Source organism: Dinoroseobacter sp. S124A (assembly GCF_049801015.1).
Lineage (GTDB): Bacteria > Pseudomonadota > Alphaproteobacteria > Rhodobacterales > Rhodobacteraceae > Dinoroseobacter.
On record NZ_JBNAGD010000002.1, the window covers coordinates 280513 to 296216 of the forward strand.

At 64.7% G+C, this 15704-nt stretch carries 15 protein-coding genes and 1 pseudogene; 8 read left to right on the plus strand and 8 right to left on the minus strand.

Annotated elements, in window-relative coordinates:
• Positions 1–130 precede the first annotated feature (130 nt).
• The 6 genes from ACP15I_RS06235 to ACP15I_RS06260 form a co-directional block, all read right to left on the minus strand.
• On the minus strand, positions 131–739 hold the full coding sequence (locus tag ACP15I_RS06235) for a dihydroxyacetone kinase subunit L (RefSeq protein WP_424974388.1): 609 nt from the start codon (positions 737–739) through the stop codon (positions 131–133).
• Positions 739–1737: a dihydroxyacetone kinase subunit DhaK gene (locus tag ACP15I_RS06240; RefSeq protein ID WP_424974389.1), complete on the minus strand. Its 999-nt coding sequence runs from the start codon at positions 1735–1737 to the stop codon at positions 739–741. The genes ACP15I_RS06235 and ACP15I_RS06240 overlap by 1 nt, the downstream gene beginning before the upstream one ends.
• 30 nt (positions 1738–1767) lie before the next feature.
• Positions 1768–2781, minus strand: a complete 1014-nt coding sequence (locus tag ACP15I_RS06245) for an ABC transporter permease (RefSeq protein WP_424967858.1) — start codon at positions 2779–2781, stop codon at positions 1768–1770.
• A gap of 7 nt (positions 2782–2788) precedes the next feature.
• Positions 2789–3790 carry an ABC transporter permease gene (locus ACP15I_RS06250; protein WP_424974390.1) on the minus strand — a complete coding sequence of 334 codons (1002 nt, stop codon included), beginning with the start codon at positions 3788–3790 and terminating at the stop codon, positions 2789–2791.
• Complete coding sequence (locus tag ACP15I_RS06255; RefSeq protein WP_424974391.1) at positions 3787–5283, minus strand: sugar ABC transporter ATP-binding protein; 1497 nt, start codon at positions 5281–5283, stop codon at positions 3787–3789. The genes ACP15I_RS06250 and ACP15I_RS06255 overlap by 4 nt, the downstream gene beginning before the upstream one ends.
• Positions 5284–5355: 72 nt before the next feature.
• Complete coding sequence (locus ACP15I_RS06260) at positions 5356–6345, minus strand: autoinducer 2 ABC transporter substrate-binding protein (RefSeq protein ID WP_424974392.1); 990 nt, start codon at positions 6343–6345, stop codon at positions 5356–5358.
• 223 nt (positions 6346–6568) lie between these two features.
• On the opposite strand from ACP15I_RS06260, the gene ACP15I_RS06265 reads away from it, so the two are divergent.
• From ACP15I_RS06265 to ACP15I_RS06290, 6 genes are read left to right on the plus strand one after another with little or no spacing between them, the layout of a single operon-like run.
• Complete coding sequence (locus tag ACP15I_RS06265; RefSeq protein ID WP_424974394.1) at positions 6569–7543, plus strand: sugar-binding transcriptional regulator; 975 nt, start codon at positions 6569–6571, stop codon at positions 7541–7543.
• On the plus strand, positions 7543–8391 hold the full coding sequence (locus tag ACP15I_RS06270; protein ID WP_424967863.1) for a sugar phosphate isomerase/epimerase family protein: 849 nt from the start codon (positions 7543–7545) through the stop codon (positions 8389–8391). Before ACP15I_RS06265 ends, ACP15I_RS06270 begins: the two co-directional genes overlap by 1 nt.
• 23 nt (positions 8392–8414) lie before the next feature.
• Positions 8415–9428, plus strand: a complete 1014-nt coding sequence (locus tag ACP15I_RS06275) for a thiamine pyrophosphate-dependent dehydrogenase E1 component subunit alpha (protein WP_424967864.1) — start codon at positions 8415–8417, stop codon at positions 9426–9428.
• Between the two features lie 4 nt (positions 9429–9432).
• Positions 9433–10416, plus strand: coding sequence for an alpha-ketoacid dehydrogenase subunit beta (locus tag ACP15I_RS06280; RefSeq protein WP_424974395.1), 984 nt, complete (start codon positions 9433–9435; stop codon positions 10414–10416).
• Positions 10413–11645: an acetoin dehydrogenase dihydrolipoyllysine-residue acetyltransferase subunit gene (locus ACP15I_RS06285; RefSeq protein ID WP_424974396.1), complete on the plus strand. Its 1233-nt coding sequence runs from the start codon at positions 10413–10415 to the stop codon at positions 11643–11645. Before ACP15I_RS06280 ends, ACP15I_RS06285 begins: the two co-directional genes overlap by 4 nt.
• Before the next feature lie 33 nt (positions 11646–11678).
• On the plus strand, positions 11679–13172 hold the full coding sequence (locus ACP15I_RS06290; RefSeq protein ID WP_424974397.1) for an FGGY-family carbohydrate kinase: 1494 nt from the start codon (positions 11679–11681) through the stop codon (positions 13170–13172).
• Positions 13173–13593: 421 nt separating this feature from the next.
• Here the strand turns inward: ACP15I_RS06290 and ACP15I_RS06295 are convergent, their stop codons facing one another.
• On the minus strand, positions 13594–13794 hold the full coding sequence (locus ACP15I_RS06295) for a hypothetical protein (protein ID WP_424974398.1): 201 nt from the start codon (positions 13792–13794) through the stop codon (positions 13594–13596).
• 243 nt (positions 13795–14037) lie between these two features.
• On the opposite strand from ACP15I_RS06295, the gene ACP15I_RS06300 reads away from it, so the two are divergent.
• Together ACP15I_RS06300 and ACP15I_RS06305 are read left to right on the plus strand one after the other, a co-directional pair.
• Complete coding sequence (locus tag ACP15I_RS06300) at positions 14038–14223, plus strand: YjhX family toxin (RefSeq protein WP_424974399.1); 186 nt, start codon at positions 14038–14040, stop codon at positions 14221–14223.
• Positions 14224–14458: 235 nt separating this feature from the next.
• Positions 14459–14689: a GNAT family N-acetyltransferase gene (locus tag ACP15I_RS06305; RefSeq protein WP_424974400.1), complete on the plus strand. Its 231-nt coding sequence runs from the start codon at positions 14459–14461 to the stop codon at positions 14687–14689.
• Between the two features lie 174 nt (positions 14690–14863).
• On the opposite strand, the pseudogene ACP15I_RS06310 reads toward ACP15I_RS06305, so the two are convergent.
• A pseudogene (locus ACP15I_RS06310) lies at positions 14864–15495 on the minus strand (tyrosine-type recombinase/integrase).
• Positions 15496–15704: the final 209 nt, after the last annotated feature.

A 15704-nucleotide genomic window follows, 5' to 3' on the forward strand; every position in this document is an offset into this window, starting at 1 on the left:
TGAGGGGTCATGATCGCTTTACGTAAGTGAATCTGTCAACAGTCTTGGGCGTTCCTCCTGTCTAGATAATTTTACAATCTTGCGTTGTATGGCAAATGCTTAGACACCTGAACGGGCGAGGGCGGCGGGCTCATTCGGCGGCGACGGCCGCCTTGACCACCGAGTGCATGGCCAGCATGCCCGGATCATCCATCCCGATGCTTTTCTCGCCAAAGATCCGCGCCCGCCCGACCGTGGCGGGTTTGTCGCGAAACGCGTCGAGGGCCTCATCCACGGCGCGGGACGCAGCGGCCGCGCGCGCCCCCGGCGCGGCCTCGGCGAGGGCCTTGGCCAGCGCATCGAGGCTGTCGAGCACGGTCTTGCCCCCAAGTTCGGCCTTGCCACGCTCCTGCATCTTGTCGCGCGCGCCCGCGATCAGATCGGCCATGGCCTCGGGCGCGATCTCGGTCTGGCCGCGCAGGGCCTTGGCCGCACTCATCAGCCCCGTGGCCATCAGCGTGCCATAAGAAGAGCCGGAGGATTCCGTGAAGGCCTTGGCACAGCTCAGCAGCGCCATGCCCAGATCCTCGGGCAGCGCCTCCTTGCGCTCAGAGATCGCCCGCATCCCCCGGGTCATGGTCACACCCAGATCGCCATCCCCAAGCGCCCCATCGGCGCTGTTGAGCATGTCGAAATCCCGCTCCATCGCGGCGGTGATCCGGTCGATGGCCGCCAGAAGCGTCTCGCGGGTGATCGCCATCACACCCTCCAGAACGCGCAGTCACAGGGCGCGGTGAGCAGGGCCTCGAGCGCGTCATCGAGCTTGCAGAGCGTAAAGGACACCCCGGCCATCTCCATGGAGGTGGCATAGCGCCCAACGAGCGGCATCACGACGGTGGCCCCCACCGCGTCGAGCCGCGCCTTGACGATGCGGTAGAGGATATAGAGCTCTTCGGGCGGGGTCGCGCCGAGCGAGTTGACCATGATCGAGACCCGGTCCCCCTCGGCCAGCGGCATGTCCGCCAGCAGGCGGTCCATCATCTCGGAGGCGACCTCGTCGGCGCTGCGCAGCTTGCCGCGCCAGACCCCGGGCTCGCCATGGATGCCCATGCCCATCTCCATCTCGTCCTCGGCGATCTCGAAGGTGGGCTTGCCCGCTTGCGGCACCGTGCAGGGCGACAGGGCCGCGCCCACGGACCGGCAGGCATCTGCGGCCTTCTGGGCTACGGCGGTCACCGCGGCCAGATCCTGCCCGGCCTCGGCGGCGGCCCCGGCCATCTTGAATGCATAGACCATGCCCGCCACACCGCGCCGTTTCTTGCGCTCTTCGGGCGGGGCAGAGGCCACGTCATCGGCCAAGAGGACCGTCGTGCAGTCGATATCGTCGAACTCCACCAGCTCCCCGGCCATGTCGAAATTCATCACGTCGCCGCCGTAATTCCCATAAAGCCGCAGCACACCCGCGCCGGTATCGGCGGCGCGGATCGCGTCGGCCATCTGTTCGGCCGAAGGGGAGGCGAAGACATCGCCAATCGCGCAGGCATCCAGAAGCCCCGTGCCCACATAGCCCGTGAAGACCGGCAGATGCCCCGAGCCGCCGCCGGTCACGATCCCGACCTTGCCCGCCTTGCCGGGGGTGGCGCGGGCGACGACCTTGCCGCTCTCGCCATGGAGCCGGTAATACTCCGGATGCGCAGCGGTCAGGCCCGCCAACATCTCGTCCACGTAATCCTCGGGTCGGTTGAGTAGCTTTTTCATGTCGTCCTCCTCCCGGTCAGACTGTCTCGCTTATTTTGGAGCCTTGGCGAAGCTGTTGCGCAGGGTGGCCAAAGCATTGGTGTTGATCACCATCACGAGGATCAGAAGCGCGCCCCAGATCAGCTCGCGCGCGAAGTTCGAGACCTGCAGCATGTTGAGCCCGCTCGACAGAAACTGCATCGACAGCACCGCGAGCACCACGCCGATCACCCGTCCATAGCCGCCATAGGGGTTCACCCCGCCCAGCACCGCGATCAGCACCGCCAGCAGCAGGTAGGACGAGCCGTAATCCGCCTTGGCCGAGTTCGCCCGGCTCATGATGATCAGCCCGGCGATCGAGGCAAACATCCCCGCGATCACATAGACCTTCAGGAGCATCCGGTTGATGTCGATCGCCGCATAGATCGCCGCCAGCGGGTTGGCCCCGTACATGGTCACCCGCAAGCCAAAGGCCGTGCGCGTCAGAATGAGGTGCAGGATCACCGCGAGCAGCGCGAAGAGGATGAGCGGCACCGGCACGCCCATGACCTGCGCATTGCCGATCAGCGCCACGGTGCCCGGAAAGCCCATCACAGCGCTGCCGCCGGTCATGGCGATGGCAAAGCCCGTGAAAACGAGGCCCGAGCCCAGGGTTGCGAGGATCGGGGGCAGGCCGAAAAACGCCACAAGGCAGCCATTGGCCAGCCCTGCAATGGCGCCGATACAGAGCGCCGCCGTGATCGCGATGGCCAGCCAGATCGCCGATTGCCCGGCGGCCATCTCGGGGCTGGTGAATTGCGTGAGGATCAACGCCGCGATCACCGCCGAGAGATTCGCGATCCCCACCACCGACAGGTCGATCCCGCCGGTCATCATCGCCAGCGTCATCGCCAATGCGAGGATGGCGAATTCCGGGAACTGGAATGCCATGGAGGTCAGGTTCTGCGACGACAGGAACCGGTCCGGTGACAGCACCGCCATTAGCCCGAAGACGAAGACGGCGATCACCAGCAGCCGGAATTCCGGCGCGGCAGTGAAGGTCGAAGTGGAGGCTTGCTTGCTCATGAAATCCTTACCCCGCCCGTGCCGCGGCCCGCTTGGCGCGGTAGGCAGGAACGCCCGTGCCCAAGAGGATCAGAAGACCAATGGTGACCGATTGCCATGTGGTCGGAATGCCGATGACGATCAGGCTGTTCTGGACGATCACGATCAGCGCCACGCCCAGCAGCGTGCCCGTCAATGTGCCGTAGCCCCCGATCAGCCGCGCCCCGCCCAGCACCACGGCGGCGATCACCGACAGCTCCAGCCCCACCAGCGAGAACGGGTCCGCCATGCGCCCGACCGAGCCATGGATGATACCTGCAAGTCCCGCGAGCGCGCCGACATAGACATAGACGAAGAACTGCGTCCATTTCACGTTGATGCCGATCCGCCGCGCGCTCTCGACCGAGCCGCCAATGGCATAGATCGACCGGCCCAGCATGGTCTTTTGCAGGATGAACCAGGTCAGCACGATCACCGCCAGAAGGGCCAGCACCGACCAGGGGATCGAGTAGAAGTTCCCGGCCTCGGTGGTACCCCGCGCCAGCACCCCGCGCGAGAAATCCCGCATGGAGGGGGGCAGGGCCGAGATCCGCTGCGACCCCACGAAGGTCAGCAGGAAGCCGCGAAAGATCGAGAGGGTGCCCAGGGTCACGATCAGCGTGGGCAAGCCCAGAAAGGCGATGAAAAACCCGTTTATCGCACCCAATAAGGCCCCGAACAGGATCGAAACCACAAAGATCAGCGGCCAGGGCGCCTCGGGCCAGATCGCGAGGAACACCACTGAGGATGCGTACATCGCAAAGACCGCGATGGCCGTGAAACTCACATCGATCCCGCCCGAGACCAGCACCAGCATCGCGCCCACGGCGAGGATGCCGATGACAATCGAGGCGCGCAGCAGGTCCGAGACCGTGGTGATGGTGAAAAAGCGCGGATCCGACAGGGTCGCGATGATGCAGAAAAGGGCGATGACCCCGGCCACGAGGGTCTCGTTCCGGGTCCAGAAATCCTTGGGGAGAAGGCCGCTCATGACGCCAACCTGCGGGCCAGATCGTCCTCGGTGGCCACCCGTCCGTCCAGGGCGTCGACGATCCGGCCGTCGCGCATCACGAGGATACGGTGGCAGGTGGCCAGCAGCTCCGGCAGGTCATCCGAGATCACGATGATCCCGATCCCCTGACTGGCCAGATCGCGGATGATGTCGTGGATATCGGCCTTGGAGCCCACATCCACCCCCACGCTCGGCCCGTTCAGCACCAGCACCCGGGGCGCGCGCGACAGCCAGCGCGCCAGCGCAACGCGTTGCTGGTTGCCACCCGACAGGGACTGCACCGGCGCGGTCACATCCGGGGCCTTCACCTTGAGCCGCTTGAGCCAGCCTGAGGCCTCGTCCACGAGGCTGCGCATATTCAGGATGCCGTTGTTCACATGGGCATCGAGCCGCCCGATGGCGACATTGCGCAGGATCGACTGGCTCAGGAACAGCCCCTCGGTCAGACGGTCTTCGGGCACATAGCCGATCCGCGCCATGGAGGCCGCCTGCGGATCGCCCGTGGGCACAGCCGCATTGTCCACGGTGATCGTGCCCGCATCCGGCGCGACCAGCCCGAACAGCGCCTTGGCGACCGAGGTCCGCCCGCTGCCCAGAAGCCCGGTGATCCCCAGAACCTCGCCCGCGCGCAGCTCGAAATTGATATCCTCGAAGGAGCCTTGCTTGCGCAACCCGCGCACCTCCATCAGGGCTTCGGCCCCGGCGGCATGGTCGCTGGGCGGCACCTCGGGCACGTCCCGGCCCGTCATGTGATAGGCCAGCGATTGCGTGTCGAAGTCCGAGGCGGGCCCCTCGGCCACCTTCTTGCCATTGCGCAGCACGACGACCTTCTCCGACACCTCCAGCACTTCGGCCAGCTTGTGGCTGACAAAGATCACGGCGACGCCTTCGTCCTTCAGCATCCGGATGATGCCCTGCAGGCGGCGCACCTCCTTCTCGGTCAGGGCCGTGGTCGGCTCATCCATGATGATCAATTGCGCCTGCGAGGCCAGCGCCCGACAGATCGCGACAAGCTGTTTTTGTGCCACGGGCAGGGTCTCGACCCGGGCGTCGAGGTCGATCTCGACCCCGATACGGTCCAGCGCCTTGCGGGCGATCTCGCGGCTGGCGCGCGGGTTGAAGAACCGCTCATGGGTCGACAGTTGCGTGGCAAAGGCGATGTTCTCGGCCACGTTCAGGTTCGGAAAGAGCGAGAAATCCTGAAAGATCACCATCACGCCCGCCGCCGCCGAGATCCGCGGGTTCAGGTCCGGCTGGTCCTCGCCAGCGATGCGCACCATGCCTTCGGTGGCGGGCTCCACGCCCGAGATGATCTTGATGAGGGTCGATTTGCCGGATCCGTTCTCGCCGGCCAGACAGACCGCTTCGCCGGGTTGGACGGTAAAATCAACGGAATCGAGCGCGGTGACCCCCGCGTAGCGTTTCGTTATCGCGCGCAGGTCAATATACGCGGTGTCACGTGTCGGGGACATGAACAGCCAACTTCAATCAGGGATGTCTTGAAAAGCCAGGGCGGCCCGAAGGCCGCCCCGTCTCGGGAGTGATCAGAACGGGTAGTCCGCCATGTTCCCCGCATCCACATTCACCCAGGCCTGGCCATAGATGACCTTGCCGTCGAGCGAGATGTTCTCGTAGCCCGGCAGGCCCAGATCCATGCCATCGGTGACCGTTTCGCCATTCATCACCATGACGGCGAGCTTGTTCATGGCCTCACCAGCCACGGCCGGATCCCAGAAGCCGATGCCATCCACGGCGCCGGTTTCCAGATACTGGCCCGCGATCGAGGGCAGGGAGGTGCCGAAGACGCAGGTCGCATCCTCCATCCCGCGCTCTTCGATGGAGCGTCCGATGCCAGCCACATCCGTGGAGGCCGAGCCCTGCATGCCCTTGATGTTCGGGAAGGCGCGCAGCACTTCCTGGGCCTTGGTATAGGCCTGCTCGGCGTCGTCGAAGGTCTCGTTCTTGTCGCCAACCAGGGTCATGTTCGGATAATTCGCCTCCTGATGGGCAATCGCACCATCGACCCACTGGTTATGGGTCTGCGAGGTGAGCGAGCCGACAAAGACGGCATATTCCCCTTCGCCGCCCATGCAGGTCGCGAGCTGTTCCATCAGGTTGGCGCCGAAATCCTCGTTCACGAAGGCTTCGAGGTCATAGGTCGTGTTCTGCTGGGCGGCGGCCTCGTGGGTGATCACGGCAATGCCGGCTTCCATGGCGCGACCCAGCACGGGCTCCAGCGCCTCGGGCGACATCGGAACCACCGCGAGCGCATCGACACCCTGGGCAATCATGTCCTCGATCAGCGCGACCTGCTGCTGCGGGTCGGCCTGGGCGGGCCCGACCTGGAAGGCGTTCATGCCGGATTCGTCGGCGAATTTCTTGACGCCTTCCTCCATCCGGTTGAACCACTGGATGCCCGCGATCTTGACCACGGTGGCAATGTCCTTGGAATGACCATCCGCGGCCACCTGTGTCCCCATGAGGGCTGCCGAAGCGCATGCGGCACTGGCCAGCAATGTAATCTTGGTCTTCATCTCTTCCTCCCTAAGCCCGCGGATGCGGGTTCTTCTCCCGTCCGGCGGGGGACCCGCCGGCGCAAATAACCTGTGACTTATCAAGCGCCTGCCTATGCTCGGGCATATGTCTCGGGGCGCTTGGATCACACTTGTGCATTGACTGCACGTTTGTGACTATATAAGCACGAAACCCTCGGTCAAGCCATTTTGTCGCAGCTCGCGGGGAGGCCCCGGAACGCCCATGTTGATGCAGAAACGTCAGGCGGATAACGACATCGCCCAAGCCGCGTGGCTTTATTACGTTGGCAATCTCAGCCAGCAGGAGGTCAGCAAACGGCTCGGGATCTCGCGCTTCAAGGTGCTACGGATGCTGGCGGATGCACGGGCCCAGGGATTGGTTCGAATCGCGGTCGAACATCGCACTTCGCGGACGCTGGAGCTGGCGGATCGGCTGGTCGCGGCCTTTGGCCTGCAAGAGGTGCAGGTCGCACCCATCGGTGCCGAGACCGAGGATGAGGCGCTGGCACGCAACGCCGTCGCCATCTTGGCCAGCGGTTATCTTGCCCGGATCGCGGGCTCGGACCGGCAGGCCACGGTCGGGCTCGGCTGGGGGCGGACCTTGTCGTCGATGGCCGATAATCTGACCGGCGTGCGCAATTCCGGGCTGACCTTCGTGTCGCTCATGGGCTCGGTCACCTATGCCTCCCATACGGCGCCCGGGGATGTCTGCGTGCGGCTCGCGGCCCAGACCGGCGGGCGCGCCATCCTGATGCCCGCACCCTTTGTCACCGACAGTGCCGAGGCCTGCGCCGGGATCATGTCCCAGCGCCTCGTGCGCGAGGCCATGGATGTGGCGCGCAAGGCCGACCACGCGCTGATGAGCGTCGGCGAATGCCGCGAGGGCGCGATCCTTTTTGACAGCGACATCTTCAGCGCCGCGCAGATCCAGCAATTGCGCGATGCGGATGTGGTCGGGGATTGCTGCGGGGTGTTCTACAAGGCCGATGGCACGGTGGCCGATATCGAGCTCAACCGCTGCACGCCCTGTGTCCAGCCCGCGGATATGGCCGGTATGGAGACCGTGCTGCTCGCCGCCGGTCTCGGCAAGCTCGCCGCCACCATCGCGGTGCTGCGGGCGGGCTTCGTGAAAAAGCTTCTGGTGGATGAGCGGCTGGCCAAGGGCCTCGTCGCGGCAAGCGAAAAGGGGGAGGTGTAATGGAAGGCTTCGGCGTGCATACCAGCATGTGGACCATGTCCTGGGACCGGGCGGGCTGCGAAAAGGCGGTGGCCAAGGCCCAGTCCTATGGCATGGATTTTCTCGAGATCGCCTTGCTCGACCCGCCCAGCGTGGATGCCGAGCACAGCCGTCAGGTGCTTGAGGCAGCCGAGATGCGCTCGGTCTGCTCGCTGGGCCTGCCGCAGGCGGTCTGGGCCTCGCACAACCCGGACGGCGCGGTCGCGTTCCTGACACAGGCGCTGGACAAGGCCGCGGCCATGGGCTCCGAGGCGCTGTCGGGGGTCGTCTATGGCGGGATCGGCGAGCGGACCGGCAAGCCGCCGACCACCGCCGAGCTCGACAATGTGGCCGATGCCCTGACCCGGGCGGCGGCCCATGCCAAATCCCTCGGGCTGCTTTTCGGGATCGAGCCGGTGAACCGCTACGAGACCCATCTGCTCAACACCGGCTGGCAGGCGGTCGAGATGATCGAGCGGATCGGAGCCGAGAACATGTTCGTCCATCTCGACACCTACCACATGAATATCGAGGAAAAGGGCATCGCCCAGGGCATCATCGATGCCCGCGAGCACCTGCGCTACATCCACCTGTCGGAATCCGACCGGGGCACGCCCGGGGCCGGGACCATCGCCTGGGACGAGATCTATTCCGCCCTGCGCGCGGTCGGCTTCAAGGGCGGGCTCGCCATGGAAAGCTTCATCGACATGCCCCCCGAGATCGCCTTTGGCCTCTCGGTCTGGCGGCCCGTGGCCTCGGGCGAGGCCGAGGTGATGGAAAACGGCTTGCCCTTCCTGCGCAACAAGGCGCGGCAATACGGGCTGATCTGACGCGATCCGGGAAAAGGACAGACATGAAAAACTCAACGCTGCCAGAGCTCTATGCCGAGATGCGCCGGGTGCGCAGCTTCGAAGAGCGCGTGGGCGAGCTGTTCGTGCGCGGCCAGTCCGCGGGCTCCATGCTGCATCTGTCGATCGGCGAGGAAAGCACCGCCGTGGGCGTGTGTGCTGCCATGGAAGAGGGGGATACCTTCACCACCCACCACCGGGGGCACGGGATTTTCCTCGCGCGCGGGGCCGATCCAAACGGGATGATGGCCGAGATCGCAGGCAAGGAGAGCGGCTATTGCCGGGGCAAGGGCGGCTCCATGCATATCGCGGATATGGGGCTAGGCCATCTCGGCGCGAACGCCATTGTCGGCGGCGGCATTCCGGCCGTGGTCGGCGCGGGGCTCGCGGCACGCCAACAGAAAAGCGGCAAGGTCTCGGTCGCGTTTTTCGGCGATGGCGCGACCGGGCAGGGGATCCTCTATGAAAGCATGAACATGGCCGCGCTCTGGTCCCTGCCGGTGATGTTCGTCTGCATCAACAACCAATACGGCATGGGCACGCGGATCGATCAGGCCACGGCCAATCCGCGCCTGCATGAGCGGGCCGAGGCCTTTGGCCTCGCGGCGCGGACGGTGGACGGGCTCGCGGTCGAGGATGTGGCCGAGGCCGCCGCCGAGCTCATGGCCGGGGCGCGGGCAGGCAAGCCCGCCTTTCTCGCGGTGGATTGCTACCGGTTCTATGGTCATGCCCGCAAGGACAAGTCCCCCTATCGCGACGCCGCCGAGGAAGAGATGGGCCGTCAGAAGGACCCGGTCCAGCAGGCCCGCGAAAAGCTGATCGCGACAGGCCAGATGACCGAAACCGAGCTCGACGCGCTGGATGACCGGATTGCCGCCGAGATGGACGGCTCGATCGACTATGCCATCGCCGGGAAAGAGCCGCAGATGGCCTCCATGTTCCGCGATGTCTATGACCCCTCGCAGCCCGAGCCGGAGCCCGTGCGCACCCGTCTCGACCGCATTCTGGCGCAGGAGTAGTCCCATGGCGCAGATCGAGACGACCTATCGCGACGCCCTCCGGCTGGCCCTCTCCGAGGCGATGGAGGCCGATGAGAGCGTGATCCTGATGGGTGAGGAAGTGGGCCGCTATGGGGGCGCCTATGGCGTGACCAAGGACCTGATCAAGAGCTTCGGCGCGGACCGGGTGATCGACACCCCGATCTCCGAGGCGGCGATTGTCGGCACCGCCGTGGGGGCCGCGATGACCGGCCTGCGCCCGGTGGCCGAGCTGATGTATGTGGATTTCATCGGCATGACGATGGATCAGCTCGCCAATCAGGCGGCCAAGATCCGCTACATGTTCGGCGGTCAGATCGGCGTGCCCATGGTCCTGCGCACCCAGGGCGGAACCGGGCGCTCGGCGGGGGCGCAGCATAGCCAGAGCCTCGAGGCGTATGTGATGCACACGCCGGGCCTGCGGCTGGCCATGCCCGCGACGGTGGCCGATGCCTATCACCTTTTGCGGCAATCCTTGCAGCAGCCCGACCCGGTGGTCTTCATCGAACACAAGGGGCTCTATACGATGAAGGGCGCGCTCGACCCGGAGGAGGAGACCGCCCCGTGGGGCCAGGCGCAGGTCCTGCGCGCGGGCGGCGATCTGGTGATCGTCACCTATTCGCGGCAGGTCCATCATGCGCTGGCTGCCGCCGAGACCTTGCTGAGCCATCACGGCATCGCGGCGGCGGTCGTGGATCTGCGCACGCTCAACCCGCTCGATTTCGACACGATCCGCCCGCTGGTCGAGGCGGCTGGCCGCGCCATGGTCGTCTCCGAAGGGGTGATGACCTGCGGTGTGGCGGCGGAACTGGCCGCACGCATCACCGAGGAATGCTTTGATTTCCTTGAAGAACCCGTGATCCGCGTGGCAGGCGAGGACATCCCGATCTCGGTCTCGCCCCTGTTGGAGCAGAACTCGGTCCCCACGCCCGAGCTGATCGTCGAGACCGCCCGAAAGATGGTTCGATGAGCGAGTTCACGAGGCTGACCCTGCCCATGCCGCGCCTCGGCGAGACGATGGAGGAGGCGACGGTCGCCGAATGGCTGGTCGCCCCGGGCCAGAGCTTCAAGCGTGGCGATCCGCTGCTGGAGGTCGAGACCGACAAGACAATGGTGGAATACCCCGCGCTGGGGAACGGCACCTTGCTCGCAACCCTCGTGGCCCCGGGCGATGTGGTCTCGGTCGGCACGCCGATTGCCGAGATCGAGACGGCGGATCCCTGGGACGGGATCGACGAGGAGGACCCGGCAGAGGCAGAGGCGGCGCCCGCGCCTCAGACCCCGGACCCCGACACGCCGCCGCCGTCCGGGCCGGCCCCGGGCACCGCGCGCCTGCGGGCCACGCCGCTCGCCCGGCGCCTTGCGCGCGAGGGCGGTCTTGCCCTTGACCAGATCCCGGGCACCGGACGGCGCGGCCGGATCGAGGCGGGCGATGTGCGCGCCCTGATCCCGGGCGCGGGCGCTCCCGCCGCCCCACGCGTCGCGCGGCAGGCCGGGGCAACCGCACCGGTCTATTGCGTCCATGGCTATGCCGGGCTTGGGGCCAACTGGGCGGCCCTGCGGGCAGAGTTGCAGCGCGCCGGCCTCAGCTCCTCGGCGCCGGACCTGCCGGGCCATGGCCGCAACCCGGCCGAGGCGGGTGCGGTCGCGGATCTCGTGGACTGGCTGACCGATGACCTCGCCCGCCAGTCTGCACCCGTGCATCTGCTAGGCCATTCACTGGGCGCCTATGTGGCTGCCGAAGCCGCCCGCCGCCAGCCCGGACAGGTGGCCCGACTGACCCTGCTGGCCCCGGCGGGTTGCGGGTTGGAGATCCATGGCGGGTTCCTGACCAGCATGGCCGCGGCCCCCGGTCCCGGCGAGCTGGCCCATCTCATGCGGCTCCTCGGTCCCAAGGCCACCGCCTTGGACAGTGCCGCGCTGACGGCCATGGCGCAGGAGTTGCGCGGGCAGCGCTTGACCGGGCTCGCCACCTCTATGGCGCGCGGCGATACGCAGCGGATCGACACGCTGGGCCCCTTGCGCGCGCTGGCCGGGCAGATGCCCGTCACCGCGATCTTCGGGCTCGCCGACCGCATCATCCCGCGCGCGCACGCCTTTCACTTGCCGCCCCATGTCGCCTGCCACATGGTAGAGACCGGGCATATGCCGCATTGGGACGCGACCGCAGATGTCGCCGCCATTCTCGCGGCATCCTGAGACACCAGTGACGACCCAAGGGAGGAGGGGAGTATGGCCTATGTCTTGACCGCCGATGGCGGCACCGAAAGCCTGCGCGTCCGCATCTATGACCTGAACGGCACCTGCGTCGGCTCCCATGCGGAACCCTATGAGACGACCTTTTCGCCCGGCGCCCGGGCCGAGCAGAATCCCGAGGACTGGTGGACCAGTCTCTGCGTGGCCACCCGCGCCAGCCTGGCCGAGGCCGGGATCTCCGGCGATCAGGTCGAGGCGATGGCCTATGCGACCACCTGCTGCACGGTGGTGGCGCTGGATGCCTCCGGCGCGCCCCTGCGGCCCGCGCTCATGTGGATGGATGTGCGCGCCGACAAGGAGGCCGAGGCGGTGCTCGCCACTGGTGATCCGCGCCTGCGCCTGAACTCGGACGGGGCCGGGCCGGTCTCGGCGGAATGGATGATCCCCAAGGCGCTTTGGCTCAAGCGCAACGAGCCCGAGATCTATGACGCCGCCGCGACCATCTGCGAGTATCAGGACTACCTCACCCTGCGCCTGACCGGGCAGCGCTGCGCCTCGCTGAACAATGTCGGCCTGCGCTGGCACTATGCCAATCGCGAGGGCGGCTGGGCGTCGAGCCTCGTGACCGCGCTCGGCATGGGTGATCTGGTCGAGAAATGGCCCGAGCGCGTGGCCGCCCCGGGCGAGGTCGTCGGCCCGCTGACCCCCGCCGCCGCCGAGGCGCTGGGGCTCACCACCCGCACCAAACTGGTGCAAGGCGGGGCGGATGCGCTGATCGGGATGATCGGCCTCGGCGTGGCTCGGCCCGGGCAACTTTGCCTGATCACCGGCTCCTCCCACCTGCAATTCGGCGTGACCGAGACCCCGTTTCACGCGCCGGGCATGTGGGGGGCTTACGCGGATATCGTCTATCCGGATCGCTACATCATCGAGGGGGGGCAGACCTCCACCGGGTCGGTGATCAACTGGCTGCGCCGCTTCGTCGGCGGTGAGCTTGATTTCGACGAGATGAACCGCAAGGCCACCGCCCTGCCGCCCGGGGCCGAGGGGCTGGTGGTGCAGGACCACTTCCAGGGCAACCGCACGCCCTATACGGATGCGCTCTCGCGCGGGGCGATCACCGGGCTGACCCTGGCCCATGAACCCCACCACGTGTTCCGCGCGATCATGGAAGGGATCTCCATGGGGACCCGCGCGATCCTCGAGGCCTTTGCCAAAGGCGGCTATCAGGGCAGCGAGATGGTGGCCGGGGGCGGGGCGACAAACTCCGAGCTCTTCATGCAGATCCACGCGGATACCGCCGGGATCCCCGTGCGCATCCCGGCCTCCACCGACGGGCCGACGCTCGGCTCAGCGATCCTCGCGGCCCACGGGGCGGGTTATTTCGCGAGCATCGATGAGGGGATCGCGGCCATGGTCAAACCGGGCCGCGTGATCGAGCCGAACCCCCAGGCGGTTGCGGCCTATGACGAGATCTACGACCGCTACCACGCGCTCTATCCAGCCCTGAAAGACGCGCTTTCGCGCTAGGGCGGGCCACGGCTTACGTTAAGACCCCTGGGCGAACGTGCCGATGAGGGACGTGCAGCCTTTGCAACTTCGCCAAGAGAGCTTGCGCGGCCACCCTCCCGCACGCGTCCGGCAGTACCAACCGCGTCAAGCCGACATGGAAGGGCCTCCACAAGGCGCGATGCGTACGGTGCCCTGTGGTGCCAATGGAGAATTTGAGTTCCTGAAGGCAGGACGTGCCCTTTCCGACGTGGAGGCACTGGGAAAAACGGAGGCACGTCTCGGTGGTGCTGATGATGCACGGGGGCGCGAGATTGATTTTGCACTCCAAAACAATCGGTTAAATCTGTGAGCGTTGTTTGGTCAGGCAATTCCAAGAAAAGCAATTCTATTTGCCAGCAAACAGCAGCGTTGCGGACGGAGCGGACTTATGCTGGTGCAGCTATTGCTGGCGCAGCATCTGCTCGCTCTTGCGGCGGATTCGTTTCGGCGGCGCAGCGATTTGCATCAAACCGGCCATTAGATCGGACAAAATCAGGTAGCAACCAATCTGACCATTCGCTACGGCTTTCTTCTCCGGCAAGACGCGGAACTCGCTGCCGTTGAATTTGATTGCCAAATGTTCGTTTGCTAATTGGTACATGTCGCACTAGCTCCTTGGTACGCGCTGTACGGACTCAGGGCGCTGGAGATCCTATGTCTACGATTGTGGCCCGCTGCTAACGCCCACCTGATTGGACCATCTTGAACCAAAAGACTTCCGCGCGCGATGCCGGAAGAGTTTTCGGCTGACACAAGCCCACGAGACCATCCAATGAAATTCTCAAAACCCGAACAGCGTGTTTTGCACGTTCTGGCGCAAGGTAGACCCATCCATTTTGAGTGAATGACGAACTGCGAAGTGCACGAAGTTTCATGCTCCACACGCGACGGTCATGTACTGACCAATTTCACGTTGAGGCTCTTTGATCGCTTGAAGAAACGGCGGTTCATCAAATCCGAGAACGGACGACCTTACCCGGCCACAAGGCTCGGCATTCGCTCCGTGAACCCACAATACGACAACCGATAAGGACAAACAGAAAATGACAAACCCAATCATCAAATCGACGTCATCCGACGATATTGCAGGACTCCAAGCCGTTCTGGACGGAACCGAGCTATTCCCGAGAGAGATGCTGCCAGACTTGCTGGCTCCGTCACTCGCGGGCGAAACAGAAGCCTTTTGGCCGACCTGCCATAGTGGTGGGAAGGCGGTTGGTCTCGCCTATACGGTTCCTTGAGACTTGGCCGATGGCACTTGGAATATGCTCGCCCTCGCGGTGCGGCCAGATTTGCAAGGTAAACGGTTGGGGGCGGCATTGGCACATGCTGTCGAGCAGCACCTAAAGGAAAAGGGGCAACGCGTCTTGATCGTGGACACATCTGGCACAGAAGACTTTGCATTGACGCGCAAGTTTTACGCTCAGAATGGCTATGAAGACGGAGCACGTATCCGCGATTTCTGGGCAGAAGGAGATGACAAAGTAATCTTCTGAAAAGCCCTCTAGAACATACAGCCCTCCGCTAACCATGTGACGGGGGGCACCCCCAGCCGACTTTCGCTACCATGTACAATCTTAGTCGGTCTGGGCTCAGCACCGACCAATGCCGCAACAGGTACAGATATCCGCTTTGAAGTGGCGAATGGCAGTACCGCTCGCCAAGTTGCGCTAGATGTCGATGCGCTCTGCGATACTCAGCGCGTCTTTGAGTTCAACGCCAAGGTAGCGCACTGTACTGTCAACCTTGGTGTGACCGAGCAACAGTTGCACCGCGCGCAGATTACCGGTCTTTCGATAAATCTCCGCGGCTTTTGCTCGCCGAAGTGGGGGGTGCCATATCCACTCGGTTCTAGCCCGATCGCAGTGATCCAATCTCGCGCCAATCGTCCATACTGGCGCGTTGAGATATGTGGCCGGTCATGGAAGCGGCTGGGAAAGATAAAGCGACATGCAAACATCTCGGGAGCTTTGACCCAAGATAAGACGGCTTCACGCGTATTTTCGGCCAGTTCGAACTGAACTGGTCGCTTAGTCTTGCATTGGGTCACGGAAACGCGTTCCCGAACGCGGTCGTCTTTTACAAGGTCAGACACGGTCAATTTGACGAGTTCACAGCCGCGCAGCTTGCAATCGATGGCGATGCTGAACAAAGCCAGATCGCGCGGATAACCCGCAAGTTCAAGCCGCGCCCGGATTGCCCAGACCTGTTTTGGCAGCGACGGGCGTTTTTGACCGATGATCCGCCCCTTGTTCCAAGCTCTGCGTTTCGAGGTGATTGCAGGAGGTTGGACTCGTGGCATGGTTTGCCCTCCAGCCCACCCTTCAAACCCAATCACCAGCACCGCGCTGGCTATTTCATCATGCAGTCCGAGCGGATGGCCGCTGACCGATGCGCATGAGACAAGCCAACACTGCGATCACATTCGGCCGCAAAGAGCCCAAACCTCCCAAATGCTGCAAATCACAAATGCCAGCGCAGCGCCGAATGAAATTGTGTCAGCTGAGAAGG

Coding starts and splice junctions, on each gene's coding strand:
- ACP15I_RS06235 (WP_424974388.1), bottom strand. CDS start 739: ATGGCGATCACCCGCGAGACGCTTCTGGCGGCCATCGACCGGATCACC.
- ACP15I_RS06280 (WP_424974395.1), top strand. CDS start 9,433: ATGGCGCAGATCGAGACGACCTATCGCGACGCCCTCCGGCTGGCCCTC.
- ACP15I_RS06300 (WP_424974399.1), top strand. CDS start 14,038: ATGACGAACTGCGAAGTGCACGAAGTTTCATGCTCCACACGCGACGGT.
- ACP15I_RS06270 (WP_424967863.1), top strand. CDS start 7,543: ATGGAAGGCTTCGGCGTGCATACCAGCATGTGGACCATGTCCTGGGAC.
- ACP15I_RS06290 (WP_424974397.1), top strand. CDS start 11,679: ATGGCCTATGTCTTGACCGCCGATGGCGGCACCGAAAGCCTGCGCGTC.
- ACP15I_RS06265 (WP_424974394.1), top strand. CDS start 6,569: ATGTTGATGCAGAAACGTCAGGCGGATAACGACATCGCCCAAGCCGCG.
- ACP15I_RS06240 (WP_424974389.1), bottom strand. CDS start 1,737: ATGAAAAAGCTACTCAACCGACCCGAGGATTACGTGGACGAGATGTTG.
- ACP15I_RS06250 (WP_424974390.1), bottom strand. CDS start 3,790: ATGAGCGGCCTTCTCCCCAAGGATTTCTGGACCCGGAACGAGACCCTC.
- ACP15I_RS06285 (WP_424974396.1), top strand. CDS start 10,413: ATGAGCGAGTTCACGAGGCTGACCCTGCCCATGCCGCGCCTCGGCGAG.
- ACP15I_RS06305 (WP_424974400.1), top strand. CDS start 14,459: ATGCTCGCCCTCGCGGTGCGGCCAGATTTGCAAGGTAAACGGTTGGGG.
- ACP15I_RS06245 (WP_424967858.1), bottom strand. CDS start 2,781: ATGAGCAAGCAAGCCTCCACTTCGACCTTCACTGCCGCGCCGGAATTC.
- ACP15I_RS06255 (WP_424974391.1), bottom strand. CDS start 5,283: ATGTCCCCGACACGTGACACCGCGTATATTGACCTGCGCGCGATAACG.
- ACP15I_RS06295 (WP_424974398.1), bottom strand. CDS start 13,794: ATGTACCAATTAGCAAACGAACATTTGGCAATCAAATTCAACGGCAGC.
- ACP15I_RS06275 (WP_424967864.1), top strand. CDS start 8,415: ATGAAAAACTCAACGCTGCCAGAGCTCTATGCCGAGATGCGCCGGGTG.
- ACP15I_RS06260 (WP_424974392.1), bottom strand. CDS start 6,345: ATGAAGACCAAGATTACATTGCTGGCCAGTGCCGCATGCGCTTCGGCA.